The sequence below is a fragment of the Legionella stuttgartensis genome (assembly GCF_977063405.2).
In genome coordinates this window covers 293541-313112 of record NZ_CDRUHA020000055.1, presented here as the reverse complement: position 1 = coordinate 313112, position 19572 = coordinate 293541, and the positions used below count along the sequence as shown (strand labels likewise).

Here is a 19572-nt window from a genome sequence, read left to right as displayed (position 1 = left end):
AACTCTTTTTCCTCATTGGCGAATAGGTATAGGGAAAAGCTTTGCTTGATGGGAGCCGTATGAGTCGAGAGGCTCACGTACGGTTCTGAGAGGGGCTGGCGGGGAAGTTCCGCCGGTCTACTCACCCTTCAAAAAGTTTGCAGGCAATGCGGGTTACTCGATCGAAACGTTCCTCTTCCTCTGTATCTAATATTCCTAATTTATATAAGGTCGCTAAACGCTCCGCTTCATTTTCAGGTTTGTCTGGAGGAATCATGCATATCATCCTTGCAAATACATTCAAAATGCTCATAAACATGTGAAATAATATATATCATGATTTTTTTGACAATTGAAAGTAATGATTCCCTCAATTAGAAATCAAAGAGAAAAAAGGCTAGAGTTTCAGAATGGAGTCATAATTTTGAAAAATACATTGAGTCCATACATCTATTTTTTATGTTCCAAGACGAGTAGTTGCCCAAAATTCTTTTTCTTTCAATTCAATATTGTAACTGTCGTGTTCATATTGCTCTACATTTATTCCCTCATAAATCCGTTGTGCTAAATCATTATTATGGTATGGATTTCTTGATGAGGCGGCATAAGATCAGCTAATAAGCCAATATCCGTCTTGTTCGTATCAAAAACAACTATGGCTTCTTTTGGGACGGCTGAATTTAAAGTAATATCAGAATCAGTCAAGCGCATTATAAATACCTCATTAAAAATTTAATTATTCTAATTATCTATAGGGTTAAAATAACTTGATGTACCTTATTGGTTAATATAGGTACAAAAAGGAGGTTGAATTACTATAAGTTCTAAAATAGATCCAATTTGTTATACAAATATGTCTTATTGGGAATTTTAATACGAGGTTCTAAGCCATTCATGAATAGTTGTGCAAGCAAATTTATTGACCAAATGATTTTATCATGCAAAAATAGTCAATATTTTAATCAGATTGCTCTCGATATGAATAAGTTTTTTTATGTATGCTGTCTATTAATAGTTCAAATCCAAGCGTATGCAAGCCCCGAAGAAAATACTCAAGCTTATTTTGATTCCATTAAAAACTCTCCCAGTATGTTAAAAAAATTTCTAACTCATATGCCTAAAGGGGGCGATTTGCATATGCATGAGAGCGGCTCATCATTCCCTGAAAACTTAATTCATTATGCTGAGACCGATAATTTATGTATTGATAATAATAGTTTTTCTGTCTTTATCAATCCTTCATGTAGTACAGAAGATTATTTAGCTACCGCTGTAATTAATAATCAGTTATACAATTCTTTAATTGACGCATGGTCGATGCGCCATTTCGATAAAAATGGAAATGAATCAGGACATGATCATTTTTTTAATTCTTTTGGAAAATTTAGCCCTATTACCAAAATGCATGGAGGAGAAATTTTAGCTGAAATGACGGAGCGTGCCGCTACCCAAAACGAACTCTACCTTGAAATCATGACGACACCTGATGGGAGTGAAGCCAGTCAACTCGGAAAAAAACTGGGATGGGATCCTAATTTAGAAAATCTGCGCAATCAATTATTAAGTGCTAATTTTAACCAAATAGTGACCAATATTTCCCATAATTTGGACAAGGACGAAGCTAAAAAGAACGCATTACAACAATGTGGCACAAATAATGAACAATCAGGGTGTCAAATCACCGTTCGTTATTTGTATCAGGTTCGTAGAGAACAATCCCCAGAGATGGTTTTTGCACAATTACTGGCGGGATTTGAATCTGCTTCACAAGATCCACGTATTGTAGGGATTAATCTGGTTCAGACTGAAGATGGCCCAATATCCATGCGCGATTATCGACTACATATGCAAATGGTGGGATTTTTGCATCAACTCTATCCTAATGTTCATATTACCCTTCATGCAGGTGAGCTTAGTCCTCAATTAGTAGCGCCAGAAGGACTTACATTTCATATTTATGATGCGGTAGAAACAGCTTTTGCAGAACGAATTGGACATGGTGTGGACATTCAATATGAACACAATGCATCCGAATTAATAAATAAAATGGCCCAAAAAGAAGTGCTGGTTGAAGTCAATTTAAGCAGTAACGATTATATCTTAGGCATCAAAGGAGACAGCCATCCTCTCGCTTTGTATTTAAAACATGGGGTGCCGGTCGCTTTATCAACGGATGATGAAGGAATAAGCCTGGAGCCGTTGACGCGTCAATATGAGCGTGCCGTTGAAGAACAAAAACTTTCTTATCTCACTCTAAAACAATTAGTACGAAACAGCCTCTATTATTCTTTTTTACCCGGTGACAATCTTTGGCAAAATTCTCAATACAAGACTATGAACATAGCGTGTAGTGCCATAAAATCAGAAACAGAACAACCAACACCTGCGTGCCAGAATTTTCTAAATATGAACCAAAAAGCTCAACTTCAATGGACATTGGAAAAACAGTTCGCTAAGTTTGAATCACAATATTGATATCTGATTAAATACCGGGAAAGACCTGCCCCTGATAGATAGAAAGGCAATTGATTAAGAGGATGTCAACATAGTAGGTACGCGAATTATCTCTATGCCGAGGCAGCAGCGTGGGCTACATTTCCCTCCTCTTCCTCATCAAATGATACTTTTTCGGAAGGGAAATCATTTTTATTGACTAAGTCGTCACGGATTTTTGCAGCCAATTCTGGAGACAATAATTTCTCATAATTGGTAATGAAATGTTCAGTCTCTAACTTGGTTAGTGAATTTCTGTAATCCGTATCCTCCATAATAAACTCTAATAAATTGGGCTGGCATTCCCCAATGCCTAATATCCAATGAGGTAAGGATTTTGATTTTTGATTCAATAATATATTTTTGCAACGTTCATTTTGTAAAATTGCAAGACCGTCCTTCTCGCTTTCTATAATGCATTGAAGTAAATGACAAAATACAACCTGTTCTGAACCATTCAGAATTTTCTTTGCTCGCCTCATCAGTTGCTCTTTTCTCACGTTTTCAACATTTTTAAAAAAGAGACCAAGATTACGTTCTTCTTTAACGTTTAGGTATGAGCAAATAATTTCTAAAATTTCATTGGGTAATTTAGAAAACATAATTATCACCATGATTCATTTATTGGCATTTTGATCTATAATTCTACATAAGTCAAATTATATATAAAGTGCCTTATGTATTCAAAAGAGAGCAAGCCCACAATCGGAACCCTTTTAAAAGCGAATCGGTTAATCGCAAAAACGGTCAATCGAATTATTGTAGAGCCTGAAATCGTAAGTTTAACAGATTGGGCGAACGAAGCTAAATTATTTATCAGTAAAGAAGGTAATTGTCTTTCTTCAACAACTTTACTTGTTTACCAAAAGTATGTACCTACCTACGCATATGATGGGCGTCGTTATGGCGTCTTAATTAATGCAGAAGAAGCTTATGTATATGATGTGAATTCAACAGATGCTAATACCAATAGGACCGATAAATTAGCAAAACGAGCAGAAAGAAAAAACATTAAATTACAGAGTCCAAACCCAGAAACGATAAAACTAAATCTTAAAACATTAGATGAGTTGGCTAAAGAAACACAAGAAAAACAAAGTGGTTTTGAAATGAATGAAGTTTTACTTGATGCATCAAAAGATTCTTTAGTGGGTTTATTTGTCCGGGCTGTAGAGTACAATCCAAAAACGGATTTAAAAGATTATTATCTTAGTTTATTAGAAATGATGCTTATTCAAAAATACCTCCATCAAAGATTCGATTTACCCTTACTTAAAATTTGTATTTTGTATGAGCGTGAAGGAAAACTTGGAAATTTTCCTAGCCCAGAGGAGTTATTGGCACAGGCCCGAGAGTACGGAATAAACAGTACTAAATACCCAGAATTGTTTAATAGACTTTCCAGCGATTATGTTTTTCCGCGATATAATCCTATAACGCTAAAGGATTTTTTAGCACAATTTGAGCATCAAGAAGTATTAGATACAGTCCAAGATAAGGTGATTAAGAGTTTGTTAGCAAGATATGAACCGTTTGTTCCTCGGGCACTGGATGAACTCACTATTCTTGGCGAATTAGTGGATTCCGTAATAGGGATTAATCCGGAGCTCATCTATGAAGTTATAAATGAATGCAGCTTAACGACTCCAGAGGATATTTCTACAGAGCCGATGGTTCTTCAAGAACAACAAGAGCATCGGTTTTTTTCGAACGCACAATCTACATCACTAAATCCAACGCAAGAAAACGATATAACAACGGTTACTACTCCTGAGGTTAAGTAATAAAGTACCATTGACTATTCTTGAAGGTTTTAATCGATTTTATCGTCGCTACAAATCGATGTCATTTTTGCGTAGGGAATCTATCTTATAAACAAAGTTAGGAGTGAATGTGATGAATAGATTTCCGCCTGCGCGGCAATGACACAATCAACAAGGATGCTATATAAAAAGACCGGTTTATACTCCCCAGAACCTCACTGCTCAAAATTTTAATAAAAGTATTAATACAATTTGATTGAACTCCGTAAAATTAGATTTACAACGCCTCTATATGTGTTATATCTACTAATAATGTGTTTTTATAGGACATCTTATGGGGATGGTCACGAATGCAAGCAAAAAATAATGTTTATAAGAAAAAGAAGCGTAGGATGACGCCAGTTGTCTCCAATTCACCGGTAGAAACAAAAATAGATTTTTCTCAGATATTTGAACAATTCATGCGGACAGATCTTAAGCGAAAGAATCTCGAAAGCCCAACTTCAGAAGTTTATGATCGTGTAAAACAGGAGATATCCGAGGCAGAAAAAGTATTAGGCAAAATAAAATCAACAAAAAGAAAAGCGACATTAAATGAAACGATTACCAAAAAGAGGAAATGGGTAAGCGATGTAGATGATGCCGAAGGTAAAAATTTCTTAGCGTTCTGGTCTGCTATGTTTCATGGTTATCTCTTTGATGTAGTAGTTAATCAGCAAGAGCATGTTAAAAGGCAGGGATTGATTGTTACAAAGGGAAGTGAAGAGTTTGCCAAACTATTGGGAACAATTATCCTGCAAGACATTACAATTGAAGGGAAAACCTATTCTGTTTCGGAGTTAAAAGAATACAAAAGCATTCTTAATCGGGTTTATGAGTCAATTAATACACTCGTTATCGAAGATAAAAAAGAAATTACTTTAGAACGAATTAAAAAGGTCCTTGTTGATAATGATTTAACAATTGAGCATAAATGCATAGGTCATGCCATCTATACGCAAATCTATAAAGAAAAAAATCAATTGGTCATTACACATTGCAATCGTGGCAATGGCCAAAGATCGAATTATAATTTAGTTTATCGCATTAATATCGCGGGCTTGGACTTAGATAAGTTAAGAACGGTTATTGAAACAATTACTGGATTAGAAGTCGTTGACGGTAATGAAAAGAACTATAAGGAATTTTATGACCGGTATGATAAGGCGCTAAAAGACTTTGGTTTTAGTTTTAGCTGGGGCAAACATGTAAAATCCCAAAAAATAGGTAATTGTGTTCTGGCAAATCTAAAAGGTCTGTTAAAAGAACGTCTTCCGGAGGAGGTCTATAAATGGTGTAACATGGAAATGAGAGACCTAAGTGCTCTCCAGCATTTGATAAATCCTATGCTGCAATCAGGCAAAAATCTAAAAAATAAAAAGTTCAATATCGATACGGATGATGATTTTTTTCACCTAAGGCAATTAATCAATTTTATTTTTGATAAAACGGTGGAAGGCCTCGTCAACAGTTATTCTAGTAATACCAGAAAATCTGAAATCTTAAAGAAAGCACTCAAGGCACTCGGGAATTATGAGGCAGTAATAAATGAGAATAAAAATTTGAGTAGGGCGAGTAGGGTTGCTATCAAAGATTATATTCATTCAAAAACAGATCTATATAAAAAAATATTAATTAACAATCAGATGCAAAAACCCGAACTATTCTATCAGGTGCTGTGGAATGAAGCGCGAAAAACCATTACCTTATCCTCCGAAGAACAGGGTAACAATGAATTTTTTAGACATTTAATAAGAAAAGCGGCAAGCAACCCCAATTTTTTTAGTGATGTTTATGATGATTTTTACAAAAGAGCAAACAGTAGCGCGTTGTTTAAGTTAGTAGTTACTCAATCTGTAGATATAATAACCAATGATTTGATTTTAAATGATCCTGAAAACATAGCATGTTATCGAGGATCGCTGCGCAGAATACTTTTAAAAGAATGCGAAAAGGTTCCTTGTGATCAAGAACTCATTGAATTATTAAGCAATACTGAGTGGACCAATATCGATCCAACTTTATTTGTATCGGCCTTTGCCGCAATGAAGCATCGTAAAAACGATGACAACAAGTATGCCACACTTAAATTGTTGTTAGATTCCACTTTGAGAAATGGTGAATTTTTAGATTTATTCGTTCGAAAGAAGAAGGCACCCGTTTCTTTCTTCAAACCGAAGAAACAATCCCAAGGAAACGCCGAGCTTTCTACTTTTTTTACAGAGGCAGCAGAATTCATTATTGAAAATATAGAATTGCCTTTGACTCAAGCAAAACTACAGCTACAAACAAGTCAAATTGTTCACAGTACGGTTGGACGCACTGCTGATAAAGATAAAGTAAATAGATTTTTAGAACTATTTTGCTATAAACAATTACTCGATACTAAAAAAATCAATAAAAAAAATATAAGTAATTGGAATAATCTCCATGTCCTTGCCTATCAATGCAAACAAATCAACTATTGTCTACCCGATGCAGAGACTGTAGCAGAAGATGTACTGGATAGTTATCGCAAATTAAAAAATTTACCTCCTAGGCGCGCACCGAAACTCGATGAAAAAGATCCTGATGAGAGTCAGTATGTCTGTAATGTAGTCTAGGGATTCCAATGATTTAGTGATGTTCGAGCTTTAAGGAAACCCCACTCTGAAAAAACACAGCCAGGTTTGCTTGAATCAGCTCGAATGTTTCACTATGCTGTAAAATACTACCGAATCAAAAAAATGACTATGACTCCATCGATTACCTTTATTATTATTTATTCTTTAATGCCTGCTGCATTAATGTTTATTGGCGGGGGAATTGCCAGTATTTATCAGCCGGGTAATCAAATCACCAGTGCTACTCAACATTTTGCTGCTGGGGTTGTTTTTGCTGCAGTAGCAAAAGAACTTCTGCCCAAAATTGGAGCGTATCACGATCCTCTGGCGCTTATTGTTGGTTTTTCATTAGGCGTATTGGGAATGCTGTTCTTAAAATGGTTGACCAGTAGATTAGAAGATCTGGAACAACAAAAAAACGGTATCTCATGGGGCTTATTGACTGCAGTTGGAATTGATTTATGGGTAGATGGTATTTTGATTGGTGTCTCTTTTTTAGCGGGAGAAAAAGGAGGCATTCTTATAGCGATAGCCCTTTCCATTGAAATTTTCTTCTTAGGATTATCAACCACGTCTACTTTAGGAGTAAGGCAAGTAAGTGCACCGATCCGTTTGTTAGCAAGTTTTATTTTAGCACTGTTGATTCCCATTGGTGCGGCTCTTGGAGCAAGCTTGTTAATCCACTTACCTCCAACCGTTACCAATGTAATTTTATCTTTTGGTGTTGCCGCGTTACTTTATCTCGTTACCGAAGAACTTTTAATTGAAGCTCATGAGGTTCAGGAAACTCCATTGATTACTTTATGCTTTTTCGTTGGATTTTTGTTAATTTTATTGTTGGAAGGCATAGCATCTTAGTAAGACTAATCCCCATGCATCGTGAATTTAGGGGAGAAATGATCCAACTAACTTACTTCTTGATGTATTAATAATACACAACGTGGTACTATCTATTGGTCAAAAATTATCAACTTTCATGGAGAGAGTGTGTATTATGTTTTCACGTTTTATATCAGAGTGGTCACCATTTCGTACGTTATTCCCAGAAACCCGTTCTGAACCTAATAAGGAAGAAAAATCGAACTTCCAATATGAGCTAAATAATGAGGAAAAGCGACAACTAAGGCGTTCAGAGAGTAAACCAAAAGTTGTTGCGCTCTATGAGGAGCATGATGGGGCCGCGAATGCTGACTTAGCAATTCAGCATTTTGAAGATGAGGGATTAGGTGTTGTCAGAGTTTCTTCAAATGAGGGATTAGATCATCCGGCTTTTACCGACGAGTCTATTGACGGTATTTATTTACCGGGTGGTTCCGATATTCCTGTTGATGATGATAATGATCCTCGGAAGAAATTTGAAGGTCAACTGGCAAAACTCGCACGCACTAAGGATATCCCTCTTTTTGGAGTATGCCGGGGTGAACAAGCGCTTGGGCATCATAATAGTTTGGATGTAGAGGATTTGCCAGAGTACGAACAACATTATGCTGGTGCGGATAACTCGAGTAATCCTGAGTCAAATAATACAGTTGTTGTTGAACAAGGAAGTCAATTGTTTGCTGCATTGCAAAATGAATTTAAAGAGGATAGTAGTAATGGATCTATTGAGTATCCTGTCAAATGTCTTCATCACCAACACATACGTGATGATTCAAGATATAGTGGTCTTCAGGTAACAGGGCGCAATAAATTTGATAATACTATCGAGAGCATTGAAATAAGAACAGGAAAGTATTATTCATTGGGTGTACAACATCATCCAGAAGTTCTTATCAGTGCAAGTGAAAATACAAGAAAAGAAAAAATAAGCCAGGTAGAAAAAGAAGCCCATGAAGCTCGATTCAGATCGAATTTTTTTGATTCCGACACTGTTTTCGATGTAGAGCGCACCTATGCTCAAAAACTACGTGAAGCTCAGATAAAAACAAAAGAGGAACGAGCCGCCAGAGCGGAGATGAGTTTTTTTACTAAACAAGTTAAAAAACATTTTCTTGAACAGCCGAAACAAGAAGTAAAACAATCGAGTATTGGAGATTCTGGTGTCCATCATACTCTGTGGATTTAATTTCAAAACTTCAGAGCTCTTACAGGCCAAGGATGGCAAAGAGCGACTCGCCCTAAACAAATCCCTCTAAAGTAAAGCTGCACGTCACAATACTTAGGTATGTCTAAATTTCTTCTATTCTGTGTGAATCAAGGGTCGCTCTGATGTTTATGAGCCTTGAGAAAAAAACGTAGATTCGAAATTGATTAAATATTTAATAAAAATGAATGCACTAATAATAATTGCTTAATAATTTAAGAGTACAATTTGTACATTAGATGGCCATGTTTTATTCGTTGGTCTAAAATTATTATTGAGGTACGTTGTTATGTTTCAAAAATTTAATGAATATTTATCTAACCTTGGCTCACAAAAAGAAACGAGCGAAGATAGGCCAAAATTTGAATATACTTTAAACCGAGATGCAAAAAAACAATTAAAGCAATCTGAAGAAAGGCCCAAAATTGTTGTGCTTTATGATCTGTCGGGCGGAACGGCCTATTGTGATCGTACGGTTGTGTATTTAGAAAACAAAGGTTTCGATGTTGTTCTGGTTACACCCGAAGAGGGATTAGATCATCCTGTTTTTAAGGGTAGGTTTAATGGTATCTACCTACCCGGTGGACCTAATGTTCCGGTACATGATCCCAGTGATCGACGTAGAAAGCTTGAGCACGATCTTACGAGAATAGCTGAGAGTCGGGATCTTCCTCTTTTAGGGATATGCCGCGGAGAACAAACAGTTGGGGATTATCATGGGTGTAGGGTAACCGACATTCCCGAAGATGAGCATCAACATGAACTTCATTATGAGCATATCGATGAGGTGTATAAAGAAACTCAAGACCCTACCTATAATAGTAAAGTAGTCGTGGGACATGGTAGCCAATTGTATTGGGCACTACAGACAAAATTAAACTACAGAGGTACCGAAGATATAGAATATTATGTCACGTGCCTGCATCATCAGCATGTAGAAGAGGATCAAGCTAATATCAGTTTTCAAGTAACTGGACGTGGAAAATTTGATAGATTGGTGGAAAGTTTTGAAAAAAAGACAGGGAAATATTATACCGTGGGTTACCAACATCATCCTGAGGCGGTCATCAGTTCGTGTGAGGAAATAAGAGAAGAGCGAGTGAGTCATGTAAGAACAAAATCCTTGCGGGCACAACTTGATGTGAATCATTTTTCGGATCCCGATATTGCCTATCAAGTGGAACTTAAATTTGATAAAAAATTGAGAGCAGCTCTTGAAAAAACACCAGATGAACGAGCAGCACGAGCTGAGATGGGCTTTTTTTCAAAACAAGTCAAGAATCACTATCTTGATGAAGCGCCAAAACAAGAAGCACAAGCCACGGACATTGATTATAACGCTTATTTCTGTTCATAACATAACTCCTGACCAAGGATGGTTATTGGGGTTTTTAAAATAGCCTCTCTCCATTAAAGCGCATTCGATTTTTTCCCCATTTTATTTGATAGAAAACGAATAATTTTTTCTAAAATACCTATAAGTGCACAAAAAATACCTGTTCTCATGATACCCTCCCGGCGATTTAACAAAGATCAAGGATTAAAAAATAATGAAAGAATTAGTTCCTTATTTGACTGAGGCGATGTTGCTTTTAGAAGAGGCCTATGAACAAGGGCGGGTAGTCTATTTCAATGATTTGGTAGCTGATAATCCACGTTCTGCTGTACAGAAGGTGTGGGGGAATATAATTAAAGAGGGTAAAGAAAATCTTAGCTTAGCAAAAGTAGAATATGGATTTACAGATTCAAAATATTTTGAAGAGATACACGATTTAAAGTTAATGGGGGACAGTTATCCCGAATATGGACGCTTTATAGGAAGACCTAAAGTATCATATCAATTAAAAGCTGGCATGAAGCCTTCAGAAGCGCTTCAGGATCTTTTTATCAATTCTAAAATGATTTTTGATTGTCAGGTAGCAATAACAACATCGTACTACTATGCCGTACTTCAATTCCTAAAATTACATTTGGGTGAGGAACTCGGGACACAGCGTTTCGATAAGTTATTTGGCGAGGGTGGACGGTGTATGGTCCTTTCTAAATTTTCTGCGCATTTAGGTGGAACGCCTGGGGCAAGTGTTGGTGGAAATTTACTCGCGCCATTTAACCCTTTAATTTTCTTCATAAATTCAGAAACGAGTTCATCTCAAAACGGTAACAGCGGTCATTCTTATTATTTTATGGGTCATCCTAGTTATCTTACAAAGCATTTTAATGGTAGTGACCAGGGATACAATGTCATCGCAGTGGAAGAAAAACCCAAACGAAAATCTTTAGGCTTTGGGGTAGGCAAAATACCACTTACCGATCAGGAACTATGTGAACATATTGCAACGAGCCATAATAAACCGCGACAAAAATGGGTTAATGAACCTTGGGCAAAAAAACTACCCTATGATCGTTCTGGTTTAGAAAAAAAATATGTGAACAAAATCAAAGCCGAGGATGTTACTTTGCCCGATGCTCCAAATTGGACAGTGAATGTAGAGAATTTAAATTACATGGTGGAACATGCTGAAGATAAGCTCGATTTTCAATTGTTTTTGGATGAATACGATCGTTATATAGCTGCTGAAAAAAAAGCGGTAGCTCATGCGCGGTTGAAATATCTTATTTTAACAAAACAAGCTCCTCTTGTTAATCCAGAGTATCTTAGCAAAATACCCGCTACAGGTTTTTTTAAAAAGTCTTTAACCTCTAATGAGAAAATTTTTAGAGAAGTGATGTCACAACAGAATGTTAATAAAAGAGAAGACCATTTAAATGAGCTAATGGATTCCATAGAAGCAACAGCTATGTCCCCTAATAACTGTTCATGAAATAATAATTCCCGCATGGATGCAAAATTGTTTGTTATATGGGTGCAAAATATCCAGTTGTAAGCAGCTTTCTTATTTTAAAATGAACAAATTATAATTACTCTCATATACGATTTAAAATGCAGAATCTGTACCGTTTTTTGAGCACTTTTGGGAACATTGTGTCTCGGATAAACATTCAGGTCTCACAAGCTGGTATTACGTGAGCTATAACTTTTTACGTGGTAACAACAAATTCTCGTCTTCAGAGGGGGTGTATTCTTTCTTTGGATAATCTTTTTTTTCAGAGAAAAAATTATTTTTTTGTGTATCCATTTCTCTTTTGTTCACCCTGGATTGGCATAGTGCTTTTAGTGCGGACAGCTCGGGATCATCCGAACTTAAAATCATCTGATGTAAGCGCTCAGGGGAGCGCGCATCGAAACAGGCTTCTTTATTCTCATCTACCACTGCGTTCCAGATCGACTTAAATTTATCACTATCCCCAAACTTATTATATATTTTAATTACAGGAAGGCTTAAAAAAGAAGTATTTTTTTGTTGCCATGCAATCAATAACCATTGAATTGCATGTGTGAACTCCCCGTGTTCAGTACCCGCCCCAGGATCTTTTAAAATTATGCCTTTTGAATAAATCAAGGCAAATGAATTTGGCTCAAGAACAGATAATGCTTTGCCAAAATCGGGTGCAAAACCGATTTTTGCTAATTCTAGTTCGAGAACGCTCCGTAGTACCTTTTTATGTTTAAGATAATCTCCGCTTTGCTCCTCACTAATAGCTACCCCCCGTTTTTTTGCTTCTTCTTTAACGAGAGTATTTAAAATCTTTAATTGTTCTAAAACGGCATCATTATTTTGTAAGAACAGAGAAATTTTGGCGCAATCTTGAAAAAAATCTTCATATTCTTTAGGTAAATCTTGAACAGGTTTTTTTCTTCCATAAAAAATTTGTTTAAGAATTTGAAGTTGTTCATTAATCAAAATTTGTTCTAAATGTGGGCCACTAGTAGACATAGTACTCTCGCAAAAAAATATTTTGCGCAATAATTGTCATTATAGTGCATTTTAATCTCGACTTGGGGCGAATAGGAAAAATCAAAAATCCGGGTTGCTTTGCCTTGATGAGAACGATGCGTGTCTCGCTTATAACAGACGTTTCTTTAATATTTTATTAAGATTAATCTGGCATACTGCGGCCTCAATACGAAACCATTTTGGATTATTAATGGACACAACAAGTCTTCTTGCTCTTATTAATGAAGCGAAGCAACCGCATGAAATTTTAACAAAACTTCACGAAGCAAAATTTGCCATTACTGATGTTACTGATGATGGCGATTCAATACTGCATGTATTAGCTAAATCGAAACATGCAAAAAATAGTGATTTTTCTGATTATCTCAAGGTGTTGATGACAGCCGGAGCAAATGCAAATGCTGTTGATAAGCAAGGTAATGGGTTCCTAGGTTACTTTTTAGAGCAAGTGCGAAAAGAGGGAAGGACTTACTATGAACATCGGACCTTCGATCTTTTGCTTAGTAATAAGGACTTTGATATCCATCAAAGATCGATAAGTGGCCAGACTTTTTTTGAGTACCTATATAGTTCCACAAACTCTCAATCAGTTGATTCCTTAGAAACTTTAATAGCCCATGATAAATTTGATCCGAATCAGAGCACATCAGAACATAACAGCATCCTGCTTCATATGCTGGTTCAGAATGTATACAGATATAGAGAACAAGTAGAGCGTGTGATAAAGCACCCAAAGACAAATCCCAACATCAAAAATGTTAATGGGAAAACTGCTTTGGCACTAATGTTAGAGAGTATACAAACTAAGAAATCGGACTCAGTTACTGAGTTAGTTAACCATGAATTGTTTGATGTTAATACAGTAGATAAGGATGGGAATAATTATCTGCAACTGGCGATTATTTCTCAAAAATACCAAGCTGAAGAGATTGCAGTTCTGCTTATTAAAAAAGGTATCGATATTACACATAGAAATAACGAGGGTAAGTCCGTATTTGATTTGATTGCCGAAAATAAAGCAGGTAGATTTGAAATAACCCAAGAAAACCTATTGCTAACACTTTTAAAGAGTCACCCCGCATCACTTTTTGATAAATACTCAGATGGCAAAACCATTTTGGGTACGCTATTAACTATGGAAGGTTATTGCATCAGACCCCAATTTGTTACCCTTATTGAACTATGTAAAAAGCAGGATAATTCAGCTGAACCTCTTAAAAATATATTAGCAGAGACCTTTACTAATTTTCATCAAAATGGAGTTTCTGAAGAGACAATACTTAGTTTAACCGAAGCTTTTGTTACAACCGGTTTTAGCCTCGATGTCGAATATTACCTTGCTCTTGTGGCTATGTTTAATCCGCAGTATAAAAGGGAAAAAATAAACGGTCTTTTAAAAACACTTAAGCCTGATGTGGATTTCAATATTGTCCTTCGCCATATAAATAATTTAACTCAAGAAAGTAGTGATGAGCGTTCCAAAGCATTAAATTATATCAGGGAATTTGGTTTTTCTTTCAACCACATCAATGACTTCAATGATGCCTCCCTCGCTTTAGAGGAGCTTTTTCTGCGAACTAGAATGGTGTCTCCCCTCACGAATGACACTGAAATGTTCGGCCATTTATTTGCATTAAGCGGATCAATCCCTATCGAGAGTCGTCTTGTTAAACTTACAGGGAGCAACTCCTTTCACACCGCTCCATTTATAGTGCATTTGATGAATGCTTACGTAGCTCATTGTGAACAAAATAATAAATACACAGAACATCAGGATGCTATACGGCAAGTTAGAAACATGACCGTAAAAGCAATGCGCTATTATTTTATGGCAAATCACTCGAGTATGTTCCCCTCGGTTGACTATTTGGCATCGATGATAGAAGACAGTAAAAAGTCAGGGGTAGAGCTATTCACTGGCTGGCCTGGGCATGGCATAGATCTTATTATCAAACAAAATGAGTTGTATCGTAATAATGGTGGTGGATGCAGTACAGACACGACAACAGAACATTATAAAATAACTAAATCTGAGAATCTAACAAAAGAAGTATTCGCTACTCTTTATGAAGATAGTTATGAATCAAATAAAACATACATTCAACATGATTTGCATGACACTCTTGGACTGGTCTATAACGGTAGAATTGATGGGGAGTTTCAAACCGTTGGCAATTGTGATCTCCACAATAAGCTAATTGCTTTAAAAATAAAATATCGCTTATTTTTACCTGAAAGTATCGCTGATGCGCTTTTTACCGATACGATTCAATTTTTTGAACAATTCTTTCTGAAAGAATATCTTTCTCTTTATGCTAATAATCCAACGTTGCCGCATTTATTAATGCGGTTAATTACCCAAAAGTTACTCCCTGAAGGTCAATTGGATTTAACAAGGAGGTTATTAACCGATCATTTCGGCTCAGAAGTAAATCAGGAGATTTTACAGACAGAACTCATGCTGAAACGCTGGTTACTAAAAACCAAAGGCAAATCTACAGAAGAGTTTGATAAACAAGTACTGTCTCTGGCAATAAAGTGTTCTCCTGAAATGAGTACTCGTCTGCAGGTTTTAGACCACTTTCTTAATGATGTAGTTACCTCTGAAGATTTAGAGGAATTAAAATCTTGGTCTTTAGCGGAGCAACAGTTTCAAGGTTATCATTTATTGCATTTTGCCGTGATGAATAATAATTTTGCTCTTGCTTCCACTCTAATCCAGATGTTTCCCAATGCAGTAGATCGAACCAACTGGTACAACCAAGAGCCATTATGCTTGGTACACTCTGTGGAGATGGTTGATCTATTAGTAAAGTCTGGGGCAGATACAACAAGAACAAAAAATGACAATGCATTAGATTGTGCCATTAAAGCGAATAGAGTTGATTTAGTAAACGCTTTACTAACCCATGGGGCCAAACCGAGCGAATATAGTGCGTATTATGCTGCTTCTAAAGATCCAAAAATTTTAAACTCTTTAATGGAGTTTCATCCAGAAGCGATGAAAAAAACGACGCATAGCTATAGAACTCCTGTTCATGCTGCAGCTCAAGGAGGTCATAATGAGAATCTTCGTAGCTTGGTGTATTATGGGGATGTTAATCCGACAGTAAAAGATGTGAATGGTATAACGCCACTGCAATTAGCTCTTGAAAATGAATGTGCTGATACAGTAAGGTTATTGCTTCAATACCCAGGGACATTATTCAAACGCCCTTATCGAGGTGATTCTGTAGTGAAGAAGGCTAAAGATGCCGAAATGCAACAACTTCTTAGACATGAGAAGCACGAAAGAAAGGCGGATCGTCAATATTTTAAGGCATTCAAAAATAGCAATCCTGGTATTGTAAAGGAAGACATAGATTATTTGATTTTAGCTCTTCGTACCAACAATGTACCTGCTATCCGCGGATTTTTACTTACCTATCCTGATGTCAAAGTAGTCAAAACCAGCAAGCACTATTTTACCACTCCGTTGACAGAAGCCATACAAAAACTGGCTGGGAAAAAAGGAAAAGAATATGACGAAGCGTTCAATGTTGTCAAAATGCTTCTAAAAACCCCGGGAATTGATATTAATGCCTGTACTGCAACATCTGAGCCCTTACTATTTTGGGCTACATCGATTGGTGATGTTGCGGTCCTTGAACTATTCCTTGCGGATCCTAAACTTAATCCCAATCAACAGGATAATATAGGATATACAGCGCTACATGATGCGGTGGAGCGCGGTCATTTGAGCTGTGTAAAACGGTTACTCCAAGATAATCGTGTTGACAGTACTATTGTTAATAAGCGAGGACAAACCGCGGTGGAACTTGTCAGTTTTAGAAGCGGCACAGCGGAGTGCATAGAGGAAGTTCTTAAGAACTTATCTGAAAAATCAAGGGTCTATACTCCATAGAAATGAGGGAGTTATTAGATTTTTGATTAACTCCTCTTTGTTATTTTTGTAAACGAATTCCATTCTCTTCAATAGCAATCAAGCCTCGTTTATAAAGTTGCCCCAACGCGCTTTTAAAATTTTTTTTGCTCTCTGCAAACATTTGCTGAATTTCTGCAGGAGGACTTTTGTCATGTAACGCTAAAAAACCATCGGATTGTTCGAGCTTAGATATAATGCGTTGCGCTAATTCATTAATACTACTTTGTCCTATTTGTCTTAAAGTGACATCAATTTTCCCATCTTCACGTACTTTTTTGATGTACCCTTGAATTTTTTTTCCATATGGTAAGGTTTGAAAAATATCCGCTGTATGAATTAATCCCCAGTGACTGTTGTTGATAATTACTTTTCGTCCTAAGGGTGTACTATCCGCAATAAGTAGACGAACCTCCTCCCCTGACTTATAGTTCGCTGCGGTTTTATCCAAAAAATAATCGATTTTTGAGCTTGCAATAATGCGTCCTTGATTGTCTTGTTTTAAGTAGACCAGATAAGATTTTCCTTTTTCCATAGGGCGGTGTTGTTCGGGTTTGGGCACTAATAAATCTTTATCTAAACCCCAATCAAGAAAAGCTCCTACAGGATTCACATCGATCACTTTTAAAAAAGCACAGCTACCGAGTTTGGCAAGAGGGCGCACTGTGGTCGCAATAATTTTGTCCTCTGAATCAAAATAGACAAAAACATCCAGTACATCACCAACTAAAGCGCCTTTAGGTACCGATTTATTGGGTAATAAAATTTCCCCCCATTCTCCACCTTGAAGGTATACCCCAAAAGGAGCCTCCCGTACCATTTTCAATCGATTAAATTGTCCAACTTTTATCATGACCAAGCTCGTTTTTCGAATATTAGGCAAGCTTAACACAGAATGTGTTTATTATTGATTCGCTTGCGCGGGAATTACATAAATTTAGTCAATAGGAGCAAGCGTAGCCCGTAAGGAGCGATGTGGATTAGAGGATTTCTCAATTAATGCCAAACCCTTATCCCTTACATTATCAAACAAAACTTGTTATTTTCCGGCGCAACTCGTTCCAGCGCCTCGCTTAAGCTGCTCATCGCCGTTTCATAATGAATGCCGTGCATTGACAATTTACTTGCTACGCTACTGAGCCTGCTGAGCAACGTTTTATTTTCTTCAAGAAATGTGTGAATTTTTGTTGGCAGCTCTTTTGAGTGTTGTAATTCCTCATCGGATAAAGAGGATAGCAATCGGGCAACTTCAATTGCATAGGCAACTGCACGCAGACGATAGCCTGCCTGTAGTTGGGCTTCAATGCTTTGGGTATAAAACGAGGTCGCTGATATTGTGGAATCGCCATAACGTCTTCGATACATTGTCGTACTTAATAATCCCATTTCTATGAGACATAGCATGCGTTCTTGGGTGCGATTGCAATTTTTATAGAAACATTCTGCTGTTTCAAGGTGTGTTTGTATTTCTCTGAAATGCGTAGTTGGAAGAGTTCCTTTTCTGAACTCTGCTGATTTTTTAAGGCCTTGATATAACTCGCTCGCAGCATCGGTCAATAATTTATCCTGGCGAATATCCCATGAGTGAACCAGATCATCATTATTACGGAGTTTAATAACCGTAGGAATAAACTCTGATCCGTTTGAATCAGCAGGTATTTGCAAATTTTCTGTCAGCTGACCAAATAAGGTTACATGCGATTGAAATGAGTCCCATCTATCTATTTCTATACAGGATTTTGTATATTTTTCCTGAAGATGAGCAACCAATTGACGGACGGCAACGTGCAGTGATTCAAGTGCCTCAGTTTCTTTCGCTTTGGTGGGCATTACAATGAATCGATGATTTTTTGAAAACTCGGGTGCATTAAGTAAAATTCTTTGCGGTAGGGGATTTTTTTCAAAAATTTCACTCAGTCCGATGATCAACTCGTTCTTAAGCGCTAAGTTTTCCAGATCTGCCGATAAAATTCCCAATGAAATATGAAGATTGTTCTCTTGATAACCTGCCATTGCAGCAACTTGCTTACCAAGCTCTTGAGGAGTGCTTTCATTTACATGTGAAGGGACTGAAACCTCAAGTAATAATCGAGTCAAGACCATGGGTGTTTTTGTTGATGGAACATCAGGCAATTTTTTGGAGTATTCCGGATTAATTTTTTTCACAACATAATCAAATAATTCATTTACATTCGTATCATTTTTAGCACTTGCCTTGCCAAAATAACTGATATTTTTTTTATGTTGCGTCGACAATCTGCTGGCGAACTCATTAACCTCATTTTCAGTAATTAGTTCTGCTTCTTCCAAATCAGATTTGGTACTTAGAATAACAATGGGCGTATCGTTATTAACATAACGAACCAAATTAGGGATCCAGTATGCATCAATGTCCTTCAATGACTGAGGATTTGTCGGATCAAAAGCAATCACATAAGCATGCGCACCACGATAGTCATAATTGGCACTTATTGGGGCAAAACGGTCCTGTCTTTTGGCCGTATCATATAATGTAAATTTAATTTTGTTTTTGACGGGCGAAACATAAAAATTTTTACCAATATTTGCTATATAACTTTCGGATTCGTTATAACTTCCGTCAACATATCGTTTAATAAATTGGGTTTTTCCTGTTGACTCATTTCCCAAAAATACTATCTTATATAATTTATCGTAGTCTTGCTCAATTTTGTCGAACATCTTATTTCCCTTGGTTTGGAAGCGCTTTTATTATACGGAAAATAAAATTTGCGGCCAACTTTGTTGTGGCCTAATACTCATTATAATCAGTTAAAGAGGTAGCAAGTCGGGTCATTTTGACCCAACATAAAAA

14 protein-coding genes are annotated in these 19572 nt (G+C 36.7%); 8 read left to right on the top strand and 6 right to left on the bottom strand.

Annotated features, from left to right (window positions below; translation table 11 throughout):
• Nucleotides 1-121: 121 nt before the first annotated feature.
• Nucleotides 122-256 carry a hypothetical protein gene (locus ACWTEW_RS14315; protein ID WP_454782326.1) on the bottom strand — a complete coding sequence of 45 codons (135 nt, stop codon included), beginning with the start codon at nt 254-256 and terminating at the stop codon, nt 122-124.
• Nucleotides 257-543: 287 nt separating this feature from the next.
• On the bottom strand, nt 544-690 hold the full coding sequence (locus ACWTEW_RS14310; RefSeq protein ID WP_454782325.1) for a hypothetical protein: 147 nt from the start codon (nt 688-690) through the stop codon (nt 544-546).
• Between the two features lie 183 nt (nt 691-873).
• On the opposite strand from ACWTEW_RS14310, the gene ACWTEW_RS14305 reads away from it, so the two are divergent.
• A complete protein-coding gene (locus ACWTEW_RS14305) occupies nt 874-2454 on the top strand; it encodes an adenosine deaminase family protein (protein ID WP_454782324.1) in 1581 nt (526 codons plus the stop codon).
• Nucleotides 2455-2546: 92 nt separating this feature from the next.
• Here ACWTEW_RS14305 and ACWTEW_RS14300 read toward each other — a convergent pair whose 3' ends face one another.
• Nucleotides 2547-3074 (bottom strand): hypothetical protein, encoded by a 528-nt coding sequence (locus tag ACWTEW_RS14300; protein WP_454782323.1) that lies wholly within the window; start codon nt 3072-3074, stop codon nt 2547-2549.
• Nucleotides 3075-3149: 75 nt separating this feature from the next.
• Here ACWTEW_RS14300 and ACWTEW_RS14295 point away from each other — a divergent pair, with 75 nt between their 5' ends.
• From ACWTEW_RS14295 to ACWTEW_RS14270, 6 genes are all read left to right on the top strand, one after another.
• Nucleotides 3150-4256, top strand: a complete 1107-nt coding sequence (locus tag ACWTEW_RS14295) for a hypothetical protein (RefSeq protein ID WP_454782322.1) — start codon at nt 3150-3152, stop codon at nt 4254-4256.
• 329 nt (nt 4257-4585) lie between these two features.
• Complete coding sequence (locus tag ACWTEW_RS14290; RefSeq protein WP_454782321.1) at nt 4586-6877, top strand: hypothetical protein; 2292 nt, start codon at nt 4586-4588, stop codon at nt 6875-6877.
• Between the two features lie 129 nt (nt 6878-7006).
• Nucleotides 7007-7735, top strand: coding sequence for a ZIP family metal transporter (locus ACWTEW_RS14285; protein WP_454782329.1), 729 nt, complete (start codon nt 7007-7009; stop codon nt 7733-7735).
• A 136-nt stretch (nt 7736-7871) separates the two neighbouring features.
• Nucleotides 7872-8942: a gamma-glutamyl-gamma-aminobutyrate hydrolase family protein gene (locus tag ACWTEW_RS14280; RefSeq protein WP_454782320.1), complete on the top strand. Its 1071-nt coding sequence runs from the start codon at nt 7872-7874 to the stop codon at nt 8940-8942.
• Nucleotides 8943-9249: 307 nt separating this feature from the next.
• A complete protein-coding gene (locus ACWTEW_RS14275) occupies nt 9250-10317 on the top strand; it encodes a gamma-glutamyl-gamma-aminobutyrate hydrolase family protein (protein ID WP_454782319.1) in 1068 nt (355 codons plus the stop codon).
• Between the two features lie 193 nt (nt 10318-10510).
• Nucleotides 10511-11782 (top strand): hypothetical protein, encoded by a 1272-nt coding sequence (locus ACWTEW_RS14270; RefSeq protein WP_454782318.1) that lies wholly within the window; start codon nt 10511-10513, stop codon nt 11780-11782.
• Nucleotides 11783-11989: 207 nt separating this feature from the next.
• Here the strand turns inward: ACWTEW_RS14270 and ACWTEW_RS14265 are convergent, their stop codons facing one another.
• Nucleotides 11990-12796: a LirA/MavJ family T4SS effector gene (locus ACWTEW_RS14265; RefSeq protein WP_454782317.1), complete on the bottom strand. Its 807-nt coding sequence runs from the start codon at nt 12794-12796 to the stop codon at nt 11990-11992.
• 211 nt (nt 12797-13007) lie between these two features.
• Here ACWTEW_RS14265 and ACWTEW_RS14260 point away from each other — a divergent pair, with 211 nt between their 5' ends.
• Nucleotides 13008-16721: an ankyrin repeat domain-containing protein gene (locus ACWTEW_RS14260; protein WP_454782316.1), complete on the top strand. Its 3714-nt coding sequence runs from the start codon at nt 13008-13010 to the stop codon at nt 16719-16721.
• A gap of 40 nt (nt 16722-16761) precedes the next feature.
• Here the strand turns inward: ACWTEW_RS14260 and ACWTEW_RS14255 are convergent, their stop codons facing one another.
• Both ACWTEW_RS14255 and ACWTEW_RS14250 read right to left on the bottom strand, forming a co-directional pair.
• Nucleotides 16762-17592, bottom strand: coding sequence for a CvfB family protein (locus ACWTEW_RS14255; RefSeq protein ID WP_454782315.1), 831 nt, complete (start codon nt 17590-17592; stop codon nt 16762-16764).
• A 164-nt stretch (nt 17593-17756) separates the two neighbouring features.
• Nucleotides 17757-19439, bottom strand: coding sequence for a Rab family GTPase (locus ACWTEW_RS14250; RefSeq protein WP_454782314.1), 1683 nt, complete (start codon nt 19437-19439; stop codon nt 17757-17759).
• Nucleotides 19440-19572: the final 133 nt, after the last annotated feature.

Bases quoted from the DNA above. Each gene is read 5' to 3' on its own strand.
- ACWTEW_RS14315 (WP_454782326.1), bottom strand. From the start codon at position 256: ATGATTCCTCCAGACAAACCTGAAAATGAAGCGGAGCGTTTAGCGACC.
- ACWTEW_RS14310 (WP_454782325.1), bottom strand. From the start codon at position 690: ATGCGCTTGACTGATTCTGATATTACTTTAAATTCAGCCGTCCCAAAA.
- ACWTEW_RS14305 (WP_454782324.1), top strand. From the start codon at position 874: ATGAATAGTTGTGCAAGCAAATTTATTGACCAAATGATTTTATCATGC.
- ACWTEW_RS14300 (WP_454782323.1), bottom strand. From the start codon at position 3,074: ATGTTTTCTAAATTACCCAATGAAATTTTAGAAATTATTTGCTCATAC.
- ACWTEW_RS14295 (WP_454782322.1), top strand. From the start codon at position 3,150: ATGTATTCAAAAGAGAGCAAGCCCACAATCGGAACCCTTTTAAAAGCG.
- ACWTEW_RS14290 (WP_454782321.1), top strand. From the start codon at position 4,586: ATGCAAGCAAAAAATAATGTTTATAAGAAAAAGAAGCGTAGGATGACG.
- ACWTEW_RS14285 (WP_454782329.1), top strand. From the start codon at position 7,007: ATGACTCCATCGATTACCTTTATTATTATTTATTCTTTAATGCCTGCT.
- ACWTEW_RS14280 (WP_454782320.1), top strand. From the start codon at position 7,872: ATGTTTTCACGTTTTATATCAGAGTGGTCACCATTTCGTACGTTATTC.
- ACWTEW_RS14275 (WP_454782319.1), top strand. From the start codon at position 9,250: ATGTTTCAAAAATTTAATGAATATTTATCTAACCTTGGCTCACAAAAA.
- ACWTEW_RS14270 (WP_454782318.1), top strand. From the start codon at position 10,511: ATGAAAGAATTAGTTCCTTATTTGACTGAGGCGATGTTGCTTTTAGAA.
- ACWTEW_RS14265 (WP_454782317.1), bottom strand. From the start codon at position 12,796: ATGTCTACTAGTGGCCCACATTTAGAACAAATTTTGATTAATGAACAA.
- ACWTEW_RS14260 (WP_454782316.1), top strand. From the start codon at position 13,008: ATGGACACAACAAGTCTTCTTGCTCTTATTAATGAAGCGAAGCAACCG.
- ACWTEW_RS14255 (WP_454782315.1), bottom strand. From the start codon at position 17,592: ATGATAAAAGTTGGACAATTTAATCGATTGAAAATGGTACGGGAGGCT.
- ACWTEW_RS14250 (WP_454782314.1), bottom strand. From the start codon at position 19,439: ATGTTCGACAAAATTGAGCAAGACTACGATAAATTATATAAGATAGTA.